General features: G+C 27.8%; 18 protein-coding genes, 3 tRNA genes and 1 other RNA gene. 14 read left to right on the top strand and 8 right to left on the bottom strand.

Annotated elements, in window-relative coordinates; translation table 4 throughout:
• The coding region (locus tag JV175_RS01710; protein WP_205498717.1) for a restriction endonuclease subunit S at positions 1-789 on the top strand (789 nt) is incomplete at its 5' end.
• Between the two features lie 185 nt (positions 790-974).
• Complete coding sequence (gene metK / locus JV175_RS01715) at positions 975-2,102, top strand: methionine adenosyltransferase (RefSeq protein WP_205498719.1); 1,128 nt, start codon at positions 975-977, stop codon at positions 2,100-2,102.
• Between the two features lie 103 nt (positions 2,103-2,205).
• On the opposite strand, the gene JV175_RS01720 is transcribed toward metK, so the two are convergent.
• The 3 genes from JV175_RS01720 to JV175_RS01730 all read right to left on the bottom strand — a co-directional run bounded on the left by JV175_RS01720 (position 2,206) and on the right by JV175_RS01730 (position 4,896).
• Entirely contained in the window at positions 2,206-3,003 is a 798-nt protein-coding gene (locus tag JV175_RS01720) for an alpha/beta fold hydrolase (protein ID WP_205498721.1), read from the bottom strand.
• Positions 2,993-3,976: a lipoate--protein ligase gene (lplA, locus tag JV175_RS01725; protein WP_205498723.1), complete on the bottom strand. Its 984-nt coding sequence runs from the start codon at positions 3,974-3,976 to the stop codon at positions 2,993-2,995. Before lplA ends, JV175_RS01720 begins: the two co-directional genes overlap by 11 nt.
• Positions 3,977-4,062: 86 nt before the next feature.
• Positions 4,063-4,896 carry an HAD family hydrolase gene (locus JV175_RS01730; protein WP_205498724.1) on the bottom strand — a complete coding sequence of 278 codons (834 nt, stop codon included), beginning with the start codon at positions 4,894-4,896 and terminating at the stop codon, positions 4,063-4,065.
• A gap of 118 nt (positions 4,897-5,014) precedes the next feature.
• On the opposite strand from JV175_RS01730, the gene JV175_RS01735 reads away from it, so the two are divergent.
• Genes JV175_RS01735 through JV175_RS01750 form a run of 4 tightly spaced genes read left to right on the top strand, consistent with a single transcriptional unit; the run spans position 5,015 to position 13,231 of the window.
• Positions 5,015-7,861 (top strand): cation-translocating P-type ATPase, encoded by a 2,847-nt coding sequence (locus tag JV175_RS01735; protein WP_205498726.1) that lies wholly within the window; start codon positions 5,015-5,017, stop codon positions 7,859-7,861.
• Positions 7,862-7,878: 17 nt separating this feature from the next.
• Entirely contained in the window at positions 7,879-9,729 is a 1,851-nt protein-coding gene (locus JV175_RS04355) for an ABC transporter ATP-binding protein (protein ID WP_205498728.1), read from the top strand.
• Positions 9,729-11,543, top strand: a complete 1,815-nt coding sequence (locus tag JV175_RS04360) for an ABC transporter ATP-binding protein (RefSeq protein WP_205498730.1) — start codon at positions 9,729-9,731, stop codon at positions 11,541-11,543. Before JV175_RS04355 ends, JV175_RS04360 begins: the two co-directional genes overlap by 1 nt.
• An 8-nt stretch (positions 11,544-11,551) precedes the next feature.
• Positions 11,552-13,231 carry a hypothetical protein gene (locus JV175_RS01750; RefSeq protein WP_205498732.1) on the top strand — a complete coding sequence of 560 codons (1,680 nt, stop codon included), beginning with the start codon at positions 11,552-11,554 and terminating at the stop codon, positions 13,229-13,231.
• 103 nt (positions 13,232-13,334) lie between these two features.
• On the opposite strand, the gene JV175_RS01755 is transcribed toward JV175_RS01750, so the two are convergent.
• Positions 13,335-13,408 (bottom strand) — tRNA-Trp (locus JV175_RS01755).
• A 72-nt stretch (positions 13,409-13,480) separates the two neighbouring features.
• Positions 13,481-14,587, bottom strand: a complete 1,107-nt coding sequence (gene ychF / locus JV175_RS01760) for a redox-regulated ATPase YchF (RefSeq protein WP_205498734.1) — start codon at positions 14,585-14,587, stop codon at positions 13,481-13,483.
• Between the two features lie 144 nt (positions 14,588-14,731).
• On the opposite strand from ychF, the gene JV175_RS01765 reads away from it, so the two are divergent.
• The 5 genes from JV175_RS01765 (at position 14,732) to JV175_RS01785 (ending at position 18,467) form a co-directional block, all read left to right on the top strand.
• Positions 14,732-14,822 (top strand) — tRNA-Ser (locus JV175_RS01765).
• Positions 14,823-14,881: 59 nt separating this feature from the next.
• A complete protein-coding gene (gene whiA, locus JV175_RS01770) occupies positions 14,882-15,712 on the top strand; it encodes a DNA-binding protein WhiA (protein ID WP_205498736.1) in 831 nt (276 codons plus the stop codon).
• A 27-nt stretch (positions 15,713-15,739) separates the two neighbouring features.
• Positions 15,740-16,522 carry an MAG0110 family membrane protein gene (locus tag JV175_RS01775; protein WP_205498738.1) on the top strand — a complete coding sequence of 261 codons (783 nt, stop codon included), beginning with the start codon at positions 15,740-15,742 and terminating at the stop codon, positions 16,520-16,522.
• Between the two features lie 68 nt (positions 16,523-16,590).
• Entirely contained in the window at positions 16,591-18,282 is a 1,692-nt protein-coding gene (locus JV175_RS04365; protein ID WP_205498740.1) for a GIY-YIG nuclease family protein, read from the top strand.
• A 108-nt stretch (positions 18,283-18,390) separates the two neighbouring features.
• Positions 18,391-18,467: transfer RNA gene (locus JV175_RS01785), tRNA-Arg, on the top strand.
• Between the two features lie 265 nt (positions 18,468-18,732).
• Here JV175_RS01785 and JV175_RS01790 read toward each other — a convergent pair.
• From JV175_RS01790 to asnA, 3 genes are all read right to left on the bottom strand, one after another.
• Positions 18,733-19,371 (bottom strand): hypothetical protein, encoded by a 639-nt coding sequence (locus tag JV175_RS01790; protein ID WP_205498742.1) that lies wholly within the window; start codon positions 19,369-19,371, stop codon positions 18,733-18,735.
• Between the two features lie 9 nt (positions 19,372-19,380).
• Positions 19,381-19,477, bottom strand: an RNA gene (gene ffs / locus JV175_RS01795) — signal recognition particle sRNA small type.
• A gap of 17 nt (positions 19,478-19,494) precedes the next feature.
• On the bottom strand, positions 19,495-20,484 hold the full coding sequence (asnA, locus tag JV175_RS01800) for an aspartate--ammonia ligase (RefSeq protein ID WP_205498744.1): 990 nt from the start codon (positions 20,482-20,484) through the stop codon (positions 19,495-19,497).
• A gap of 323 nt (positions 20,485-20,807) precedes the next feature.
• Here asnA and JV175_RS04185 point away from each other — a divergent pair, with 323 nt between their 5' ends.
• Genes JV175_RS04185 through JV175_RS01815 form a run of 3 tightly spaced genes read left to right on the top strand, consistent with a single transcriptional unit; the run spans position 20,808 to position 24,395 of the window.
• A complete protein-coding gene (locus JV175_RS04185) occupies positions 20,808-22,175 on the top strand; it encodes a M17 family metallopeptidase (RefSeq protein ID WP_205498746.1) in 1,368 nt (455 codons plus the stop codon).
• Positions 22,175-23,530 (top strand): M17 family metallopeptidase, encoded by a 1,356-nt coding sequence (locus JV175_RS01810; protein WP_205498748.1) that lies wholly within the window; start codon positions 22,175-22,177, stop codon positions 23,528-23,530. Before JV175_RS04185 ends, JV175_RS01810 begins: the two co-directional genes overlap by 1 nt.
• Complete coding sequence (locus JV175_RS01815; RefSeq protein WP_205498750.1) at positions 23,520-24,395, top strand: ECF transporter S component; 876 nt, start codon at positions 23,520-23,522, stop codon at positions 24,393-24,395. The genes JV175_RS01810 and JV175_RS01815 overlap by 11 nt, the downstream gene beginning before the upstream one ends.
• The last annotated feature ends 2 nt before the right edge of the window (positions 24,396-24,397 follow it).

Raw genomic sequence — 24,397 nt, forward strand, 5'->3', positions numbered from 1 at the left:
AAATATTTCTTTATGAGTGAAGATTTTATTAAGTCATTAAAATCAATAACTTATGGAATAAGACAAGGTAAAAAAACCAGTTCGTCAGAAATAAAAGATTTTAAATTTTTCTATCCAATTGAAAAAGAACAACAAAAAATTGGTTCACTATTTCAAAATATTGATATTTTACTCAAAAACACTGAACAAAAGACTGAGAAAATGCGGTCAGTAAAGAATTTTTTACTGAAAAAAATGTTTCCTGAAAATAATAAAAAAATCCCAGAAATAAGATTTAAGGGATTTAATGAAGAATGAAAGAAAAGCAATATAGATGAAAATGCTTTTTATGTGTCTTCCACACTAATAAAAGAAAAACTTTCTTTTAAATCTTCTGTACCTGTTTATGATGCTAATGAAAAAATAGGATTTTATGATTCGTCTATTAGTGATACAAAATATATTTCATTCATAAAAGATGGTGCTGGAGCTGGTAGAACTAGAGTATTACCCGGAAAAACTAATATACTTGGAACAATGATTGCGATATTACCAAAAAAATCCGATATTTATTTCTTGAAAGAAATTATTGGATTAATAAATTTTAGTCGATTTATTTTAGGGACAACAATACCACATTTATACTACAAAGATTTTTGCTTTATTGATATAAAATTCCCTTCGCTATCCGAGCAGCAAAAAATTGGTTCATTCTTCCAAAAACTTGATAGATTGATTCAGCTTTATGAATCAAAAAAAGAAAAGCAAGAAGCAATCAAAAAAGCTTTACTTGAAAAAATGTTTATTTAAAGGCTTAACTTTTCAACTCTTTGTTTTATAATATTTTTATACACAAACATAGAGAGTTGCTGAGCTTAGCTGCTAAGAAGCATGCCAACCTACATAATGCAAGGTGGATAGCTAGGGGTTTAAACCTAACATGTTTATTCCTTATTTAAGCAACTCTCTTAATGCAAATTAGGAGAGTTTTATTTATGAAAAGATATTTTACTTCAGAAAGTGTTGGTGCAGGACATCCAGATAAGATGTGTGACCAAATTTCTGATGCAGTTTTAGATGCTATTTTAGCAAAAGATAAAGATGCAAGGGTAGCTTGCGAAGTATTTGCTACCAACCGTTTAATTGTTATTGGGGGAGAAATTACAACAAAGACATATGTGGACTTAGTTTCTATTGCCTGAAAAGTTGTTAAAAAACTAGGTTATAGTGAAAATGATTTTTCAATTATTAGTGCAATTAACTCACAAAGTCCAGATATTTCAATGGGAGTTGATAAAAAAGATTCAGAGTTAATAGGGGCAGGAGACCAAGGAATTATTTTTGGTTATGCATGTGATGAAACAGATGTTTATATGCCTTTAAGTATTGTTTTAGCTCATGAGTTAGTTAAGAGAGCTGAGTTACTACGTCGTGAAAATAAATTAAAACATGCAAAAAGTGATATGAAAAGCCAAGTTACCGTTGTTTATGAAGATAACAAAATTACTGTGGATAAAATTTTAATGTCTATTCAACACCGTGAAGATACTGACTTAATTAAATTTAAAAAAGATGTTAAAGAAAAAGTTGTAGATTATGTTTTAAGTCAATTTAACTTAAATAATGACTATGAATTTTTATTTAATCCAACAGGACGTTTTGTAATCGGTGGTCCAATCGGAGATACAGGGTTAACTGGAAGAAAAATTATTGTGGACACATATGGTGGAAAAGCTCATCACGGTGGTGGAGCTTTTTCAGGAAAGGATTACACAAAAATTGATCGTTCAGCAGCTTACATGGCAAGATATGTTGCCAAAAATATTGTTGCCGCAGGATTAGCAAAAGAATTTGAATTGCAACTTTCTTTTGCAATTGGTCTTCCTCATCCTCAGTCAATTTTTGTTAATTCCTTTAATACTTCAAAATTAAGTGATGAAGAATTTGTTAATATTATTAATAAACATTTTGATTTATCCACAAACGGAATCATTAAAACTTTAGATTTAAAAAATGCCAAGTACGAACCTAGTGCAACATTTGGTCATTTTGGACGTAAAGATCAGAATTTTAGTTGAGAAAAACTAGATAAAGTTGAAGACTTAAAACAATATTTAAAATAAGTCTTTAAAGTCAAATTATTACTGATAATGAGTAATAATTTGACTTTTTTTATTTTCTAATGAAGTATAAAAAGAATAAAAAATCTCGCCGAAGCGAGGTTAATTATTCTGAAGTTAATTCATTAACTTTTTCTTGAATTAATTTTAAACAAAGCTGAATTTGCATAGCATCAATTTGTCTTCAAAAACCGTGATTAACATTTGCAAATTCAATTAGTTTAATATTTTCATCTTTGGAAATTTTTCTTAAATCATCAATCATGATGTAAGCATCATCTAAACCAGATCACATCTCGTATTTATTTGTCTTTAAATAAAGCTCTTTAATTGTTGTTGATGTATAGTCATAATTTAAAATTTGATCTAAGGCTAAGTGTGTAAAACGGTATTTTTTAAGCATTACGCGGCAAGTTTCAAACAAAATATTTTTAGCTTGAGGTGTCATTGCTTTTAAATTCATTCTAGGCATTGGAATAGGTTTTTTGACATCATACATAAAGTGATATAACCATCCCGCTGAAAAAAAGTCAGATACATAGTTAAATGGTGATGTTAAAATCGCATATTTGGCAAGATTTTCGTTAACAAGATATAAACCACTTGCTGCACCTAAACTATGAGTAACAACCAAGCAACCTTCGTAACCAATTTGTTTTACAAACTCAGCGACTACTTTTTGATAGTACTCAATCGAAATTTGATAGTGGTGTGTAGATTTACCGCAACCAGGTAAATCTAACATTGCTATGTCATAGTCTCTTGGATATTTGATGAAGTCGCGTCACATTAATCACGTTGAGTTAAATCCATGAATAAACAAAACTTTCTTTTTATTATTGCTTTGTTCATAATAAGCATAAATTTGTTCACCAAAAATATTAAATATTTTTCTATTCTCCATAAATTGTTAAAACAATTTCTCCTATTGTTAAACCACCAAACATTTCTTTTAAATTTTCAAATTTTTCAAGAATTTTAGTAGTTTCTTTTTTATCATATTCGCTACCAATTAAAGCATCTCTTACAACATCATGATCAGTTAAAGCTAAAAAATCTCCTTCAAATACAATATTTTCAAAGCGATTTTCTTTAACTGAATATTTAACTTTTAAAATTCCTGAATCATATTTTGCTTCATTAGTTACTGAGAATGGGAATTGTTTTTTAAAAATTCAGTCTTTTGATTTTTTATATTCAGCAAGTTTTTTGATTTCTTGATCATATTTTGAAGGCAATTCTTCTAATTTTGAATCATATTTTTTTTCAAAGAAACCAATAAGACCGTTAATAAAATGATTAACTGACATTTTATTAGGCAGTGTATCGTTGATGTTTGTTACTCTTTGTCTTGCACTTTTAATACCTTTTGATTGCATTTTTAATTTTGAAGGAATTAAGTAATTACCTAATTTTTCAAGGTTTGCATCAAAGAGCAATGTTCCGTGATGAACAATTTTATCTTTTCAAATAAATTGAGCATTACCTGAGAATTTTAAATCATCAATAACTAAATCATTACGTCCCTTAAAGTAAGCATTAACTCCTAAAGATTTTAAAAATTCTAAAATGGGTTGTAAGAATTTTTCGTAATTTTGTCCTTCTGATTTTTTAGTGATGAAACTGAAATTAATATTTCCTAAGTCGTGATAAACAGCACCACCACCACTTAAACGACGGTATAATTCCACATTATTTTTTTCTAATTCATCAATTTTTACTTCTTCATAAACGTTTTGATTTCTTCCAATAATAACAGCATTTTCATGTTGATAAAAATAAACAATATCATCAGTTTGTTCTGGATCTTTAACAAGCATTTCTTCCATTGTTAAAGTATAAAAAGGTGAATGCTTTTTAGCTAAGTATATTTTCATAGTTTCTCCTAAAAATTTTTAATAATTTAAATTATATTCTCAAAATAAAAACCTTTTCCGAATTTGAAAAAGGTTGTGAATAAAAATTAAACAGTTTTTTCTAAGAACAATCCGATTCCGTTGTTATCGTTTGATTCGGTTACGAATGTTACTTGTTCTTTAATGATGTCACGTGCTTGTCCTAGTGCTGTTGAATATTTAGCAACTTTAAACATTGGCACATCATTGTTTTCATCACCAAAAACACATGTTTCATCAAGATTTACATAGCCATTGTCAACTAAGTATTGAAGTCCTGTACCCTTATCAATGTTTTTTGGAATGATATCTAAAATTGCTGAGTTTGATTGCAGTGGATAGCAGTCTTTTAATGCGTCAAGTTCTTTTCTAATCACTGATAAGTCACCAACAACTTCATCAGTAATACAGATAATTTTATAAACTTCATGGTCTTCTAATTTGAAAGTATTTAGATCAATTTCTTTTACTTCTCCACGATATTGTGGCTCTAGTAAATCGTTTGTTCTCTGAATGAATTGAATTCATTTACTTTCATCCATAAATTTTTTGTAATAAATTTTGTCTTGTGTATAAACTAAAGTGGTTGCTTTTTGTTCAATTAAAACATTGAAAGCTTTTTTTGCATCTTCAATTCCAATTTGATTTTTAGAAATAAAAGTTTTTGTTTTTCAATCATAAATTAAAGCACCATTACAGAATGAACATGGAAAATCAGGTTTGATTTGGTCCATAAATTGCAGTGATAAAAATGGTGTTCTTCCAGTGTTAATTGAGAATTTTTTTCCTTGTTTTTTTAAGTTGATAATTGTTTGTAAAGTTCTTGGATCTATTTGTTTTTGTGAGTTTAATAATGTTCCATCCAAGTCAAAAATAAAGTATTTTAGATTTTTTAAATTCATATAATTATTCTATTACATTATTTCTATAAGTGCTAAAATTTAAATATATTTTTTAATTAATATAAATATATAAATATTAATTATTAATATTAAAAATAATTATATACAAGGAGGTTATATGAGTAATAATTCAGATAATTGACTAAACACCGATTCGTCAAAAGGGTTAAGTTCTGAAGAAGTTAAAATTAGGCAAAATGAAGCGGGAAAAAACAAATTAAAAGAAGCCAAAGCAAAAAGTTGATTTGTTATTTACCTTGAACAATTCAAAGATTTAATGGTTATTTTATTGCTTGTTGCGACTTTAATTTCTTTCGGATTAGCTATTTACGAAGGTATTCACACAAGTTGAGTGTGAAACACAAGTTTAACTGTTTCTTTTATCGAACCCTTCATCATCTTATTTGTTGTAATGACAAATGCTATTGTTGGTATGATTCAAGAAATTAAATCCCAAAAAGCTGTCGAGGCTTTAAAAAATATGTCACCCCTGACTTCAAAAGTAATTCGTGATGGTCAATTGCGAAATATTAATTCTGAGGATTTAGTAGTTGGCGACATTATGATTATTGAATCAGGTGATATTGTGGGAGCAGACGGAATATTATTAGATTCACAAAATCTTTTCTGCATTGAATCATCACTAACGGGTGAATCAGTAGCTTCTGCTAAAGATTTCCGAGCTGAACACAATTTTGAATTGCCAATAGCTGATCAAGATTTTAAAGTATTTTCTTCTTCAGCTGTTTCAAATGGACGGGGAGTAGTTTTAGTAACTCAAATTGGAAACCAAACCGAAATTGGTAAGATTTCAAAAATGTTGAGTGAGCAAGAAAATCAATTAACACCACTGCAACTAAAAATCAACAAACTTGGAAAAATATTTGGAATTGGGGGAATTGTCTTATTTGCGGTTTCATTAATTATTCAATTCATTTTTCAAGCGATTGCTAACAAAAGTGGATTCAGTGAACCTTCATTTTGAAGTTCAAGTTTAGTTAACTCAATTTCACTTGCTGTTGCCGCAATTCCTGAAGGATTAGTTGCTTTTACAACAATTATTCTTTCTTTAAGCGTAAGAGCAATGGCAAAACAAAAAGCAATTGTTAAATCATTAATGGCTGTTGAAACATTAGGATCAACTGCTGTTATTTGTTCTGATAAAACCGGAACACTAACTCAAAATAAAATGACAGTTGTTGATTATTATGACGCAAGCACAAATAGCAAAATGACTGAAAGCCAAAATAATGATAAGTTTAAAATTCTTTCAACATTGTTTGCTTTATGTACTGATGCTAATTTAGCTTTCAAAGAAGATGGACAAATTGAAGAGGTTGGTGATCCAACTGAAACAGCTTTATTATATGCTGTTAAAAACATTACTTCACGTCACGCAAGTGAACTAAAAAACGATTATCAAAGAGTTAAGTCATTTCCATTTGACAGTGACAGAAAATTAATGTCAACCATAAATATCATTGAAGGTAAACACTTCTTAATTGTCAAGGGTGCACCAGAAATGATTTTCAATCTTGTTAATGATAAAAACGTTCAAGAGTATGAACAAATTAATAGCATGTGAGCTCAAAATGGTTTTAGAGTTTTAGGACTCGCAACCAGAAGATTAACTGATCAAGAAGTTGAAAATCTGGATATGTTAACTGAACAAAATTTAGAACACTCACTTGATTTTAAAGGTCTTGTTGCAATGATAGATCCACCAAGACAAAGTTCTAAAGAAGCAATTGCAAAATGTAAAAAAGCAGGAATAAAACCGGTTATGATTACAGGAGATAATCTTGTCACTGCAATTGCTATTGCAAAAGATTTAGGAATTTATAAAGACGGTGATTTAGCAATTACTGGTAAAGATTTAGAATCTCTAGGTGATGATGAATTATTTGAAAACATTGAAAGATATTCAGTTTTTGCTCGTGTAGCACCAAAGGATAAAATTCGAATTGTTAAAATGTGACAACAAAAAGATCAAGTTGTTGCTATGACAGGAGATGGTGTTAATGATGCTCCTGCCCTAAAAGCGAGTGATATTGGTTGTGCAATGGGCATTACCGGTACTGAAGTTTCAAAACAAGCCGCTGATTTAATTTTAGTTGACGATAATTTTGCTACTGTTGTTAACGCTGTTGAAAATGGTAGATCAATTTATCAAAGAATTCGAAACGTAATTCAAAACTTACTGATTACATCGATTGCAGAAATCGTTCTAGTTTTCTTTGGAATTTTAATTTTTAGAGCAATATTTAACACTAAAATAAATGAAATTTCAGCTGCTGATCCAAGTTTTGAATTCTTCATTCTTTCAGCAACTCAATTATTATGAATTAATTTATTTACTCATGGTTTTCCAGCAATCGCATTAGGTTTACAAGAAACTAAAGAAAATTACATGAATCAAAGACCATATTCAAAATTTGAATCAATCTTTGCACGTCAAATGGGTTGAAATACTCTTTGACAAGGAATTTTTATTGGAATATTATCTTTAGTGGGTTACTACCTTGGAGCAGCTTGAGTTTTATATGGCAATGTAGAAGGAATGCAACCACAAAGTTTTGTTAATGCAGGTTCAACAGTTGCCTTCTTAGTAATTGGAATCGGTGCAACATTTAATACTTTGAACTTAATGTCAACCAAGTCAGTATTTATTTCTAACCCACTTTACTATTGAAAAGTGTATGCTTCGGTAATCTTTTCAATTTTCTTCTTGTTATTAGTAACTTATGTAACACCAATCGCAACTGTATTTAATTTATTGCCAGAATTTGCTAAATACTCAACACTAAATGGTTATGCATATGGATTAATTGCAATAATTATACCTATATACTTTATTCACAAATTAATTACAAACTATATTCAAAATCAAAAAAATCAAAAAAATCAAATTACTGATTTTGTTTTAATAAAAAGACCAAAACCAGTGTTTAAATTCAAAAAATAAAAATAGAAAGGAGTAATATGTTTCGTGTTTGAAAAATACTTTCAACAAAGTATAAATGACTTTCACTATTAACTGTCTTAATGACAATAGGACAAGTTATTATTTTTCTTTTATTCCCTAACTTAATTGCGCAACTTATTGCTCAAGTTGGAGCTTATGCAGCTTCGGAAGGACATGATGTCAAAATAACTGTTGATATTATTCATGTGGTTTATCTTCAATATGATTCACCATATCAAGCAATAACTTCAGTCTCAATCATCTTTTTAGTCTCACTTTTTGTGGGAATGCTATTAGGTGTGGGTGCTTCATCACTTGCTAACGTTATTGCTGTTAATGCAGCGAAAAACTTAAGAGCAAACTTGTTCTATCATGTTCAAAGATTAAACGCTAAAAAAATTAATGAAATCTCACATTCAAAATTATTAACCTCATTTACTAGTGATATTGCAAGAATTCAAGAAGGTTCTCTAACAGCCTTAAGAACCATGATTCTTGGGCCAATCTATTTTATTGGTGGTTTGATTTTTGCCTTAATGACAAACTTAAAATTTTCGATTTCAATGGGTGTATTGGTGCCACTGCTTCTTGCTGTTGCAGTAATTGTGGCAATTAAAGGAATTCCATACTTTAAAAAACAACAACAAGGTTTGGATCAAATTAACCTTGAAAGCCAAGAAAATATTAATGGAATTAAAGTTATTAAATCATTCAATCTTGAAGCTAATCAAAAACAAAAATTTTTAAAAGCAAATGATTATTGATTGGGAATTTCAATCAAAGGTAATCTAATTCAAAATATCGCTATTCCTGTTGTTACACTGATTATTCAAATATGTACTGTAATAATTTTAGGAATTGCTGGTTCTAAATCAATTCGTCCTGACTTTCAAGCTGCTTTTCTTGCTGGACAAGAAGCACTTGAAAAAGAAGTACAAAATTATTTAAATTATTTAACATCAATTAATGCCTTTGTTGGTTATTTATGAACTGTTTCGAACGGTTTAATTATGTCAATTTTCGTTTCAGTATTCTTCTTTAGAAGTCAAGTTTCAGCTAAACGTATCTGAGCAATTATGGATTTAGAAAATGATTTAAAAACTAACGCAGACAATAAAAAACAAATCCAAGGTGGAAATATTATTTTTAAAGATGTTTATTTTAAATACTTTAATGATTCCCCCGAATATGTTTTACAAAATTTAAATTTTGAAATTCAAAATGGTCAAACAATTGGAATTATCGGACCAACTGGTTCAGGAAAAAGCTCAATAGCTCATGTTATTGCTCATGACTGAGATATTATTCAAGGTTCAATTGAAATTGACAATCAAAATATTCAAGAATATAATCAACAAAATATCAATAAAGCTATTAGTTATGTATATCAAAAGCCTTTCTTACTTTCAGGAACAATTAAAAGCAATATGCTTTTTGCTAATCCAGAAGCAACCGAAGAAGAAATTGAAAAAGCATTAAAAATAGCAGGAGCTCATGAATTTGTTTATAAATTTAGTGATAAATTAGACCACCCAATTAGTCAGGGTGCTACTAACTTAAGTGGTGGTCAACGTCAAAGACTTTTTATTGCTCAAGCTTTATTAAAAGATCCTAAAATTTTAATCTTTGATGACTCAACTTCAGCACTTGATAACAAGACTGATAAGTTGGTTAGAACAAATATTAAAAAATATTTTAATAATTTAACAACAATTATCATTTCACAAAAATTAAGTTCAATTATCGAATGTGACAAGATCCTTGTTATTGAGGATGGAAAAATAACCGGTTTTGATAGCCACGAAAACTTATTAAAAACTAATAAATATTATTCAGAAGTCGCTAAATCGCAGTTAGGAGATCAATAATGCCCAAATTTCATTTATCCAATCATAAGTCGGATAAAAAGATTAATTATTGACAAGAATTAAAAAAATTAATTAATTTCTTTGATCCGAAAAAAACCAAAATTTTCTTTATTTTTATTATTAGTTTTATTTCATGTTCAGCGGTAATCGGCGCAAACTATTTAACTGGTTATATCTTTGATAATTACTTTCATCCAGCTAAATTATTAAACTTTGATGAAAAAGGATTTATCCTGATGCTTATCTACTTAGTAATTTGTTATGCATTAGGACAATTATTTATTTTAATTACAAACTGATTTTCAGTAAAAATGGCTTTTCGAACAGCATCTCAAATGCGTCAAAAAGCTTATGATTCTTTAATGAAAATGCCACTTAGTTATTTTGAAAAGAAAAATAGTGGAAGACTAATGTCGACATTAAGTAATGACATTGACAACGTTGCTTATGGATTGCTTTCATTCATTTCGCAAACAATGCTGACACTTTGTTATACAGTTTTATGTTTGATTTTTGTCTTTATATACTCACCTTATTTAGGTTTAATAACATTAGGTTTATTACCTATTCTTTATTCATTTTTAATTATTTTCGTTAAAAAAGCAATGCCAATGTTTCGTAAACAACAAGATAGCCTATCAGCTGTTAATGGTTTTGTTGAAGAAATTATTAAAGGACAACATATTATTAATTCATTCAATCGTATTGAAGATGTCGATTTAAGATTTAAACAATATAATGATGATTTAGTAAAACCAGCAATGAAAGCGGGGATTTATTCAGGAATTACCTTCCCATATTCAAACTTTGCTTCAATGGCAATTCAAATGATAGCTATTGCAATTGGTTCAATTTTTGTTTTAAAAGGAATTAACGGAGGTAATGGATATTTAACAATTGGTTCTCTTTCAGTAATTAGAATCTATCTTGTTATGTTCACCAGTCAATTTATTCAAACAATGAATATTTTTACCACCATTCAAATGGGTATTGCTTCAAGTTCAAGAGTTCAAGAATTGCTTGAATTAAAACCAATAATTGACAATTCAAAATTAAACACCATAGGGAATATTAAGGGAGATGTAAAATTTGAAAATGTTGATTTTTCATATACTGACGACCCTAAAAATTTACAACTAAAACATGCAACATTTTGAGCTAAAAAAGGTCAAAGTATTGCTATAGTCGGCCCAACTGGAGCGGGTAAAACCACAATTGTTAACTTACTTTCAAAATTCTATCAACCATTAAGCGGAACAATTAAAATTGACGATATTGACATTTCAACAATTAGTGAAAGTTCATGAAGAGATAAAATTTCTGTTGTTTTACAAGATACATACTTATTCAAAGGAACTATTTTAGAAAATTTAAGATATGGAAATTTAGAAGCATCAAGAGAACAGATTATTAATGCTTCAAAAATGGCTCATGCTGATGAATTTATTATGAAATTGGAAAAAGGTTATGATACAGTAATCGACCAAAATGGTACAATCCTTTCACAAGGGGAAAGACAATTAATTGCAATAGCAAGAGCAATACTATCAAACAAAGATATTTTAATTTTAGATGAGGCTACATCTAATGTCGATGTTCACACTGAACAAAACATTCAAAAAGCTATGTTGAATTTAATGCAAGGTAAAACTTCATTTGTTATTGCTCACCGTCTTTCAACAATTGTTAATGCTACATGTATTTTAGTAATTAATAATGGTGAAATTATTGAAAAAGGTTCACATAAAGAATTGTTAGCACAAAAAGGTATGTATGAAAAAATGTACCACTCAAACTTTGAAGATAATGATTAGGAAGCAAAATGAAAAAAGATTTTAATTCATGATTAGATTTTTTTGCCAAAAACAAAAAAGCTTTATTTGAAATCAAGAAACACAGAACCGATACAATTGATTCAGAATTTTTTCAAGATATTAAACTAAATGAAGGGACATTTGTTGCTGAAGTTGGTTATGGATTCAATAAATTTAATGAAGCAACAGTGCGGGGAATAGCTCAAGCTTATGTATTCTATTTAAAAACCTTACACAAAAACCTTCACGAAGTTAAAGTGCTAATTGCAACCGATGGTTCTTCTAAAGAATTTAATAATTTCATGATTCAATTCGGTGAAGTATTAATGGCTTCAAATATTAAGGTTTATTTATTTGAACGTAATGTAAATGTTACTAATGATTTTTGTTTTTTCGCTTTACAAAAAGTTGAAGAAATTGATAATCTTATTTACTTTAGTAACTTTTCTCGCTCACATGAACAAAAAGCCCTTTATATTTATGAAAATAAAGTTAAACGTTTACCAAGCCAAAAAATCGATACAATTTATAATCTATATTTAAACGATGTTAATATTTTCTTTACAAGAACATTAAGCGACGATTTTAATTATTTAAAAATCGATATGTTAGTTTATGAATATGTTGATGAAATTTTAAAATTACAAGTACGTTCTTTTGACAATAAAAAATTAAAAGTTAGCGTTGTTTCTAACCCTTCAACCAATTATTTTGTTCAAAAAATTTTAGGGAAGATGGATTATAGCTATCGTTTCATCAAAAAAAATAATCATTCAGTCAATAAAAAATTATTTTTCAAAAAATTTGCTTTTATTCATTCACACGATAAAACCCAAAATTATATTTTTGAATTTACTGAAGAAGGTAAAAATTTAGTTGTTTACGAAAAAACTTTTGGTTCTTTCTATAAACGAATCGATAATAACGATCTATTCATGGCATATCTTGAATTTATTGGTAAAGAGATGAAAATGAACCAAAAAAATCTTCGTTATGAAAACATCTTTTTAAGTTTATTTTCGCGTAATAATTTATTTAAACTTGATGAAAAATATTTTAAAAATATGACCAAACGCATATTTTTAAGTGATCGCGATTATCGTATTGAAAAAAGTTACTTCATGAATATTGATGAAGATGGGCGTCTTTTTGTCAAAAAACCTTATATGATTCAAAATAATGGGTTGATGTCGTTTGTCATTATTTTAGAAATGTTAAATTATTTTAACACTCAGAAAAAAACTTTTTCACAAGTAAAACGTGACTTAGATAAGTTGTATGGTAACGAAAAATTAGATATTTATCATTATCCAATTTCGCGTCAACATTTAAAAGAGTTTTTAGAAATAATTCAAAATTTAAAACAAATTTCAGGACGTTTTGTTAATAATAATGAACCAATGACAACATATCGTTCATTTGAAAGCCAATATGTTTATAAAATTTATTTTGACAACAATGAATGACTCGGAATTAAATTTGACAAAATTAATGATGAAATTGTTGTTTATAATCTTGTTAAAAAACAAAAGCATGATGTGAAAAATGTGCGTAAATTTATCAAAAATTTAATCAAAAATTTAGACAAACAAACAAAATCATCAAAAGCAATGATTTTAAAATCAAAATTTCTAGCAAATCAAGATCATCAAAATTCTTCTGAAGATTTAAATTTAGAAGAAGAATAAAAAAAATAAACGAACCGTCAGCAAGTCGGTTCGTTTTTTGATAATTTTAAATAACTGATACAAGATCGTTAATTAAGATCTTTAAGGCCGAATCTAAACGATTTGGCAGAGGGTACAGGATTCGAACCTGTGACGAAGGGTTTGGAGTCCTTAGTTTTGCCACTAAACTAACCCTCTTAATTTTTAGCAATTTAAAAATTAATGTTTTTTGTATTCTGTTTAAAGAAAGGATGCTAAATATGGAGAAAATTATTTAGCAATTTTAAAGTAACACACATCTCCGTCTTGCATTAAATAGGTTTTACCTTCTAAACGCATTTTACCTTGTTCTTTGGCTTTTTGTTCACCACCATAAGCAATATAGTCATCATAAGCAATTACTTCAGCTTTAACAAATTTCTTTTCGAAATCAGTGTGTATTATCCCTGCACACTCAGCTGCATTTTGGCCATCAGTGAAAACCCACGCTCTTGCTTCGATTTCACCGGCAGTGAAATATGTTTTTTGTTTAAGAAGCGAAAATGTGTTTTGAACGAGAGTGTCTAAACCACTCTCATCTATATTATATTCTGATAAAAACATTTTTTTATCATCAAGATCTTCAAATTTTGAAATTTCATACTCTAATGACACACAAACTGGGATTAAAAGGTCGTTTGTAAGATTTAAATGTGCTTTTAATGCTTGAAAATGTTGGGCATTTTCAAGATTTCCAATTTCATCTTGTTTTAGATTAGCAACGTAGATGATTGGTTTTAAGGTTAAAAGTTGTCATGATTTAATGATTTTCTTTTCATCTTCATCAAGTTCTAATTCACGAGCACTTTTTTCTTCTTCAAGGTGTGACTTAATTTTTTTAGCAATTTCAAACTCTTTTTTTAGATCTTTATCACCTGAGTTTTGTGCTTTTTTGCCAATTCTATTAATTACATTTTCTACAGTTTGCAAATCAGCAAGAATTAATTCTAAATTAATAACTTTAACATCATCAATTGGATCTACTTTTCCGCTAACATGCATTATATTAGTATCTTCAAAACATCTGACAACATGAACAATAGCATCAACTTCGCGGATATTAGCTAAGAATTTATTTCCTAATCCTTCTCCCTTACTTGCTCCTTTTACAAGACCAGCAATATCAACAAATGTAAATGTTGCAGGAATTATATTTGTAGTTTTTGCTAATTTGGCAATTTCAACAAGACGAGGATCATTTAATTTAACAATTGCGATATTGGGCTCAATTGTTGTGAAAGCATAATTTTGTGCTTCCGCTTCATTTAAAGTCAAAGCATTAAATAAAGTACTTTTACCTACGTTAGGCAACCCGACAATTCCGGCTTTTAAACTCATTATTACTTCCTATTCTGCTTATAATAAGCTTTTTATATTCCAACATTAACTTAATTAGATAAGCTAATAACATTTTAAATTATATTTTAATTTGTGGTTTTCATAAAAATAAAAAACATGTATTATAATTATTTAATATCAAGTCGGTAGTTGCTCGAGTGGCTGAAGAGGTTTGTCTCGAAAACAAATAACGCAAAAAATGCGTTCAAGGGTTCAAATCCCTTACTACCGGCCATTTTTTATTATTCATTGATTAATTATTTATAATTATAAAAAAAACAAGACGGAGTTTTTATGAGTGAAAAAACATTTAGCATGGAGATTAAAGAAGAAATAATTAAACAAAAAATCACTTCTTCATTGGCAATTAATTTTATCAATGGTTTTTTATACACTCAAAAAGATTCAAAAGAGTGTTTATTAACAGTGCATAATAGTGAAATTTTTGATTTTATTATTCATATTCTGCAAAATCAAAATATTCAATTTACTAATCCTAAAAAAAATCAAATTCATTTTTTTGCAAATGAAGAATTTTTAAAAAAACCTTTTAAAAAACAAAGTGATTTTTTTGGAGCAATATTTTTAACAACAGGTAGTATTTCTGATGTTGATTCAACAACATATCATCTTGAAATCAAATTTTCAGATGAACAAAACGCACATGAAATAAGGGATATCATTAATGGCTATGGTTTAGATTTTAAAGTTTTAAAACGCCGTAACCACTATATTTTATATATTAAAAAAGTTGAAAATATCTGCGATTTCTTGAAAGCTATTAAAGCACCTCAGTCATATATGAAATTTGAAGAAACAAAAATTAATCGTGATTTTTCAAATTCAATTAATCGATTAACAAATTTTGATTATTATAATCAAGAAAAAATTGCCATTTCAAATATGAAATTTTTTGAAGAATATGATTTTATCTTAGAACATAAACTTGAACACGAATTTAGTGCCGAACAATTACTTTTTTTCAAAATAAAACGGGAAAATCCTGATTTAAGCTTATCTGAATTAGTGGAGAAATTAAGTAAAGAAAATTTAGTAAGATCTAAATCAACATTAAATTACTACTTGTCTAAATTGTCAAAAGTTTATAAAAAAAATCAACAGTAATATAATTTTTAAATAGAAAGGACAAAAATGTACGATTATGATTCTGATTTTAACAATGTTTCATACAATGTTCAAAAAACTGAAAAATCACTAATTTTTAACAAGTTACTTGGTCTTTCAGTGTTTTGATTTGGATTAGGAGCAATGTTTTGCTTTGTAATTGCTGGACTTTTACCCTTAAGCAAAGCTTTAATGGCTAAATTTCTTGCTTTTGACCCATCAACATTATTCATAATATTCATTGTAGCGGTTGTTTCTCAAATTATTATTTCATTCATTTTATCAATGTTAATGCCATTAAAAGGACCCCGCAAGTTAAATCCGATAGTTCATTCTGTTATGTATGGATTTTATATTGTAGTAAGCACAATAACATTGACATTTTTTACATTCTCATTACAAGCTTATACTAATTTAAATATAAATCAAGTAATGCTTGCTTTCTTAATTCCATTATTAGCAATTGCTATTATAGGGATTTTAGCTTATACGGGTGTTATTAAATTTGAAAAATATCTTTGAGTAGGTTCAATTTTATTTTTTGCATCATTAATTTTTATGATCATTTTGATGTTTACAACTTTTCGTGACTACAAGTTGTATTCAATATATGCAACTTTATTTGTACTAGCAAGTTTGATTTTTATTGGGGTACAATTTAGACAAATTAAAAGTTATTCTGATAACATCCAACAGCTAGATAACCGTGAAATATTAAATCTTTCAATTTATTTTGGTTTTTCATTATATGTTTACTACTATTCTTTAGTAATGGAATTATTAAGATTATTTTCAATTTTAAAAGATTAAAATTAAAAGCAACACTGTTGCTTTTTTATTATCTTTAAAAACATTGGTAAAATTTAAAAGGACAAGATATGACAATTAATGATTTAGATGTTGTTGTAGAACTACCGGGTGTATATTTTTGACTGGACAAAAATGGTGAAATTATATACATTGGTAAGGCTAAAAACTTAAAAAAACGGATGAAGCAATATTTTTTAGGCTCTTTAAATTCATATAAAACTTCGAAATTAGTCGAAGAGATTTTTAGTTTTGAATTTGTGACATTCAATAATGAAAAAGAAGCTCTTATTTACGAACAACTATCAATTGCAAAACATCGTCCTAAATATAATATTCTACTTTTAGATGATAAAAAATATCCTTACTTAAAAATTTCACTTACTAATAAAATTACAATTCAAAGAGTTTGAAAATATAAAAAAGAAGCTAATTCTATTTATTATGGACCGCTTCCAGTTGGCTATGGAGCCACCGATTTAAAAAAATATTTAGAAAGTAAAATTTTGTATCGCGATGGTTTTTTAATTGAAGAAGAAACACAAGAATATTGAAATAAATCTTTTGAAAAGATTAAAGAAATTTTACTTTTTAAAGATAAAAATTTTATTAATGAGTTAACTAATCAAATGAATTTAAGTGCAAAAAGCTTTCAATTTGAAGAAGCGTTAATGTATAAACGTCTTATTGAGACAGTAAGTAAAATTCAACAAAAACAACTAATTGAACTGCAAAATTATGAAAATGTTGATATTTTCTATTTTGAGACTTTTGGTGATTACATTGTAAGCGGTATTGCAACTTATCGTTTTGGAACACTTCTAAATTCACAAACTCAAGCCATAAATATTGTTTTTAGCGCTGAAGAAACAATTAATAGTTTCTTAAATATTTATTATTCAAAAAATGAAATTCCTAAATTGATTATTATGAATCAAGAATTGAGTCAAAGTCATTTTGATATTGTTTCAACAATTAAAACATCCTTTCCAACAAAAGGTCAATTTTTTGATATTTTACAAACCCTTAAAACAAATGTTGACAGTAAAAAAGACATTGAAATTCAAAAACTAAATAACTTTGAAACCAAAACAATCGCCAATATAAAAAAATTAGAAGATATATTAAATATTAATAATGCAAGTGATATTGTTATTTTTGATAACTCACATTTTTCGAATACAAACCCTGTTTGTGCAGTGTTAAGAATTTGAGAAGGGCAACTTTTTAAATCTCAAAATCGTCGCTTTAATCTTGAAGTAAAACAAGACCGTAAAGCAGATGTTGAATATATGAAACAAGCTGTTACTAAGTTTATTAGTCAAGAAAAAGACAAAAAACCTAGTCTAATAATAATTGATGGTGGTTTAGCTCATATTAACGAAGTAAAAAGAATTTTGAGAGTCCATGATTGAAATGTAGATTTGATTGGTCTTGTAAAAAATGATAACCATAAAACTGATCATATCGTTAACAGCGAGGGCAAAAAAATTCCGATAAAAGATAAGGATTTATATAATTTTTTAGCAAACATTCAAGAAGAAGTTGACCGAAATGCTAAAAGATTTCAAGCTAAAAAATCTCTTTCTAAAAGTTTGGAAACAAGCCTTGTTTCGATTGATGGAATTGGGTTTAAAACAGAAGAAAAATTACTAGAAAAGTTTGGTTCATATTCTGCAATTTATAATGCAAGCGAAGAAGAATTAAAGGAAGTTGTTAGTGAAAAAATTGCGAAAAAAATTAAGAATTTATTTAGTGTGTAAAAAAAGTTTATATTTTTTCATCAATTTTTATAAAAACATATTAAAATATAATTACATCGCTTAAAAACATGGACATTTTAAGCTATTGTGTTAAAATATAAACAAAATGGTCGCGTAGCTCAGCTGGATAGAGTACGTGCCTTCTAAGCATGTGGTCGTGGGTTCGAGTCCCGCCGCGATCGCCATTTTTTTTTACCGTTTTTTTGATAATAGTTACTCTTTGGCCTCGGCTAAAAAAGTCATTAATTTTTTTGTTAACGTTCTAAAAAAAGAATGTGTATTTTTTTATAAAAGAAATGTAATTGGATATGTACAAAGTTAGCTTATCCACCAATATTAATATTTTTTAAATCGCAAAAGTAATTATTTTTGCTCATAAAAATATAAAAAAAGTTAACAACAAAATTGTTAACTTCTGTTTATTTCAAAAAATGAAAAAATTTTTAAAAATTAAGCTTTTTTTGAAACACTAATGAAGTGATCTGAAAAGATTTTTATTCTTTTTATATAATTTTTCACACCTTCATTAGTTAAATAAATGTTATTTGCTTTAGGCAATTCTACTTCATTAATATATTTTGTCATTTTAATTTGTGATTCATCAGACATTGTATTTAAAGAATTTTGGTATTCTTGTTCAACAATATTTTTGTCAGCTCAAATATAGAAAGGGCGAAGAGAATTTGGTGTTTTAGGATCAATGTCTACTAAGACAAAACATGCCTGTGGTTGTTTTTCATTTAAGTGAGTTGAAAATCTTTCAAGTAAATATGTAATGACATTTGAATGCCCAAAATTACTTTTTTCATCCTTCATATTTCAAGTATCTCCAGGGTTTAAAATTTGATCATATATTTTAGTTGAACTAATGAAAAACATTTTGTCTTCGATGAAAGCGTCACCAAAAACTTGCTTATCAAAATCGGTAGGATTAATATTTAATTCTTCAAGTTCCAAATTGTCGTTTTTTTCAAAATCTTCTTTTGAATATATTTGAGTTCAGATAACAAACTCAGGATTTTTAAAAAGTAAAAGATTTGAAGTTTTTTTATTAAAAATTGGTACTAATGCACGATTTATTGTTGTCATTTTTGTCTCCTTAAACAAAAAACCACAAGACACGACACTTCTCGATATGGCTGCTATGTTTCCATCCTGACCAAGTTACAAGGTTATCATTCTTATGGCATAAATATCATAGCATAAAAACTACTAAAGCAGTGTAAAATTCTCGTCTTGAGCCATTTTGCTATTGTTTTCGTCTCAAACACTTACTTGAACTTCACCAATGTGTCTTTTTTCTAATAAAAACATTGAAATTCGACTTTGACCAATTCCACCACCGATGGTAAACGGAAGCTCATTGTCAATCAATTGTTTGTGGAAGGGGCTATTTTTTTGAATTTCTTCTGGCTTTAGATTATATTGTCTAATTAAAGCATCTCGATCGACTCTAATTCCCATACTGCTTAATTCTAAAGCATGTTGATTAATTTCATCTCAAACGATCAAATCACCGTTTAAATTTCAGTCATCATAATCTTTTGCACGCGCTGAATGAGGTTTTTGATCTGGTAAAATATCACCAATTTGATAAATAAATACTGATTTGTATTTTTTGGCGATTTCATTTTCTCTTTCATTAGCAGTTAGATTTGGATAAAGTTGGTATAAATCATAACTACTAATAAAATGAATATTATTAACAAGTTTTTTAGAAAGTTGTGGATATAAGTTATTAATATCGTTTTCAGTATCCTTCAAAACTTGGTAAATTTTAAAAACTATTTGTTTTAAAGTGTCAAGAGTTCTATCTTGTTTTTCAATAATTAGTTCTCAATCTCATTGATCAACATAAAAAGAGTGAGTATTGTCCAAATCTTCTTCTCTTCTTATGGCGTTCATATCAGTATAAATACCTTCTCAAGGTAAAAAATTATATTTTTTTAATGCAAATCTTTTTCATTTTGCAAGCGAGTGAACAACTTCAAGTTCTTTATCGAAACCTCTTGCCATAAAGCTTACGGCGCTTTCACCGTTAAGATTGTCATTAAGCCCACTTTCTTTTGTTAAAAATAAAGGAGCAGAAACTCTTGTTAAGTTAAGTTGTCTTTTAAGTTCGGTTGCAAAAAATTCTTTTAATTTTTCTATTGCGAATTGAGTTTGTTTTAAATCTAGTTTATTAATATATTTATTTTTCATAATAATTAAATTTTAATGTTTTTTTATTATTTTTAAAAATAAAAAAATTTTTATTTTATTAGCTATTTATATAGTTTTTTAGCTAAAAAAACTATTTTTTTTGTTATTTTGAAATAAATATACAAAAAAATAAATATAAAAACCTTTTTTTTGAATGATTTTTTTCATTTTTTAGCATTTTAAGGAGTTAAAATGGTATAAAAATTTAAAAAATTAACCTTTTTTGGTTTGTTTTTGAATATATTAAAAAATTTTTGTGTATTTTTTTAGAAAAATAGTAAAATTAATTAATATTTAAATTAACCAAAAAAGGGGGTTATGAAATGTTAAAAGAATATGCAAATTACAAATCAACAAAACAACCAACTCTTTATGCCGTTTATAAAGGTCAAGAAGTTGAAGATTTTGTTGTAAGAAAAAAACACCATATCACTGAAGATTTAGTAAATAATAAAAGATATTTTTATGTTGATGAAATTAAAACATATTATCAATTAACAGTTGCTGTTGATTCATTATTAGATAAAATTGTTGAATCAATTCAAGTAGATATTCAATCCTTTATTAATGATTATATTACTTTCGAGGATGTTTTAAGAGCGTTTCACTTAAGATACGCGTTAAAATTCGCAAAAATTTATAATGAAAAAAGCGAAAAAGACGAAGAAAAATTACCAAAAATTAAACTATTTCACGAGGATACTAAATATCGCAAATATTCAAAATATTTAGTTAATTTAGTGGAAAACATTACAGCGGTTCGTGATTTACAAATTACACCACCAAATGTTTGCAACAGCGAATGATTAGCTGATTTTATTGAAAAAGATTTCCGTTCATTACGTTGCTTAGAAGTTAATGTTTTAGGAAGTAAAGAAATTAATGAATATGGAATGGGATTAATGACAAGCGTTAATCGTGGTTCAACTTATCAACCTCGTGTAGTTGTAATTAATTACACTCCAAAGAAAAACAATAAAAAAAGAATTACATTAGTAGGAAAAGGAATTACTTTTGACACTGGTGGTGTTAACACTAAAGGATATTTCATGGAAGGAATGAAATATGATATGTCAGGTAGTGCAATTGTTGCTTATGTTTTAAAAACAATCGCACAACAAAAATTGAATATTAATGTTAGTGCTATTATGATGATTACTGATAATCGTACTAACGGAGATCCGTCTTTACCTGAAAGTGTTTATAAATCAATGTCAGGGAAAACAGTTGAAGTTGTTGATACAGATGCTGAAGGACGTTTAGTTTTAGCTGATGGAATCACATATGCAAAAGATGTACTAAAATCAAGTACTATTATTGACGTTGCAACTTTAACAGGAACAATTGTTAAAGCTCTTGGAAGTGTTTATAGTGGAATTTATTCGACAAGTGATAAAGAGTGAGAACTTTTTGAACAAGCTTCACAAAAATCAAAAGAAAAAGTTTGAAGAATGCCAATGCATGAAGATTTTCATAAATTTAATAAAGAATCAAAAGTTGCAGATTTAAATAATTATTCAAACAACGAGTTAAGTGATTGTAATACTGCTGCAATGTTTTTAAAAGAATTTGCCGGAGATGTGGATTTTATTCACTGTGATGTTGCTGGAACAGCTGATCGTAATTTAGTTCCGCAGGGTGAACTTCTTTATACATTAGTTGAATATATTAAATTGAAAGTAGGTCGTTAATGTTAGAAATTGTTAATAGTATTGCTAAACAAAGTTGAACTTTAGAAGCAAAATTTTATCCTAAGAAAAACCCTTTTGTCGATTTTTATATTCGTGAAGACGTTCAAAAGAAAATAGCTTATGTATACTTGCCAACTCAATCAACTATCAAACCAGAACAATATTTAAACTTCGCTAAATCATTACCAATTATTGCTAATCGTGAATATATTATCGATGTCGCTTCATTTAAAACTTCAAATATTAATCTTGAAGACTTAACTAAGATTTTTAGTTATGGAATCCAATATGGTTTATATAAAACATTTAGTTTAAAAACTGAACAACAAAATGAACTTCTAAACCACAAGTTATTAATTAAAAAACAAGAATTAATGCCAGTTGCTCAAAAATCAATTGAAATCGCTTTAGCACAAAATAAAGCTCGCTACTACCAAGCAATGGCTCCAAATATTGCTAATTCTGAATTTTTAGCAAATGAAATTGTAAAAAATTTCGCAGAACAAAACATTGAAAATGTAACAGTTTCAGTCTACGACAAAAAACAAATTCAAGACTTAAAAATGAATTTATTTTTAAGTGTAAATGAAGGTTCTAATCATGAAGCTAGATTAGTTGTTATTGATTACACATATGATGCGAATGACAAAAACAGAACTGTCTTAGTTGGTAAAGGAATTACTTTTGATGCGGGTGGATACCAAATTAAAACAAAAAAAGGTATGCCGGGCATGAAATACGATATGACAGGTAGTGTTGTTGCTGCATTTAGTGTCGAAGCTTTAGCGAAAATAAAAGCTAAACAAAACGTTAGTGCAGTTTTATTGCTAACTGACAACCGTGTTAATGCAAAAGCTACTGTTCCTGACAGTGTTTTTGTGTCAATGAATGGAAAAAGTGTCGAAGTTAATAACACCGATGCTGAAGGGCGTTTAGTTTTAGCTGATGGTTTAACTTTTGCGATTAGAAATTTAAAAGCAACAAAATTAATTGATATTGCCACCTTAACAGGAGCAATTCAGTCAGCTTTAGGTGACACATATTGTGGTGTTTTTGCGACTGATGATAACTTTTATAACCAAATGCTACAAGCTTCAAAAAATGCTTTTGAATTAATCTGAAGAATGCCAATGGATGAACAATATTCACTAGGTCTTAAAAAATCAAAAATTGCCGATTTATATAATTCTGATTTATCAGGTGATGCTGGATCATGTACAGCAGCAATGTTTTTAAACGAGTTTAGGGAAGACGTTGACTTAATTCATATAGACATTGCAGCTGTCGCTAAGAAAAATAATTATTCAAATGTTCCGATGATTCCAACATTGGTAGAAATGTTAAATGGAAAATAGTCAAACAAAAACAAACAGAATTAAGCAATGATTTCGTAAAGAGTTTAAATTAAGCATTTACGATATTGCTGTTTTTGGGCTTTTATTAGCTCTTTATTTTATTATCGAAACATTTGAAAGATATGTGTTTCCACATGCTTTAAAAATTTCAATTACCTATGCAGTATTTGTTGTTTTTGGAATTATTTTAGGCCCAATAAAAGGATCAATATTAGCTTTTTTATGTGACTTATTTACGCAGCTAATTTATGGAATTCAATTCTATATGTTTGCTTATGCAATTGTTCCGGTTTTAATCGCAATCACTTCCTGAGCTATTTTTAAATTAAAAGATTTAAAAAATGAAAAGTTATTGTGAATAATAGGTTTTGCAATTATTTTTGTTTTAACCATTGTTTTTATTGCCTTTTTAGCAACACAACAAAACAATATTCAATCAGGAATGAAAAGAAAAAATCCAAAATTAATCAGTATTAATATTGTTATGATTGTTTCGATTATTTCAATTTTATTTATTTGAACAATCGCGACAGGATCATTTTTTGTTGGATTCTTTAACAAGAATGTTAACAAAAAATCTTCAGCCAAAACATTATTTGTAATTTTAATTACTGTATTTCTAATTATTGTTTTATATCGTTGATTATGAGGACCTTTTGCATATATAACATTTATGAATCGTTATTTTGTAAAGTCAAATCCTTGATCATATGATGAATATTATTTCTATTTTATGATTCCAATTATGTTTAAAACTTTAATTGAAATTCCAATCTATACAATCATTTTATTTACATTAAAACATGCAATTGAATGAATGAAAAAACACTTTAAAAATCAAGCAAAAATGCGAAGATTTGAATAAAC

Origin of the sequence: [Mycoplasma] gypis, from assembly GCF_016924775.1 — a bacterium.
In the GTDB taxonomy this organism is placed as follows: domain Bacteria; phylum Bacillota_I; class Bacilli_A; order Mycoplasmatales; family Metamycoplasmataceae; genus Metamycoplasma; species Metamycoplasma gypis.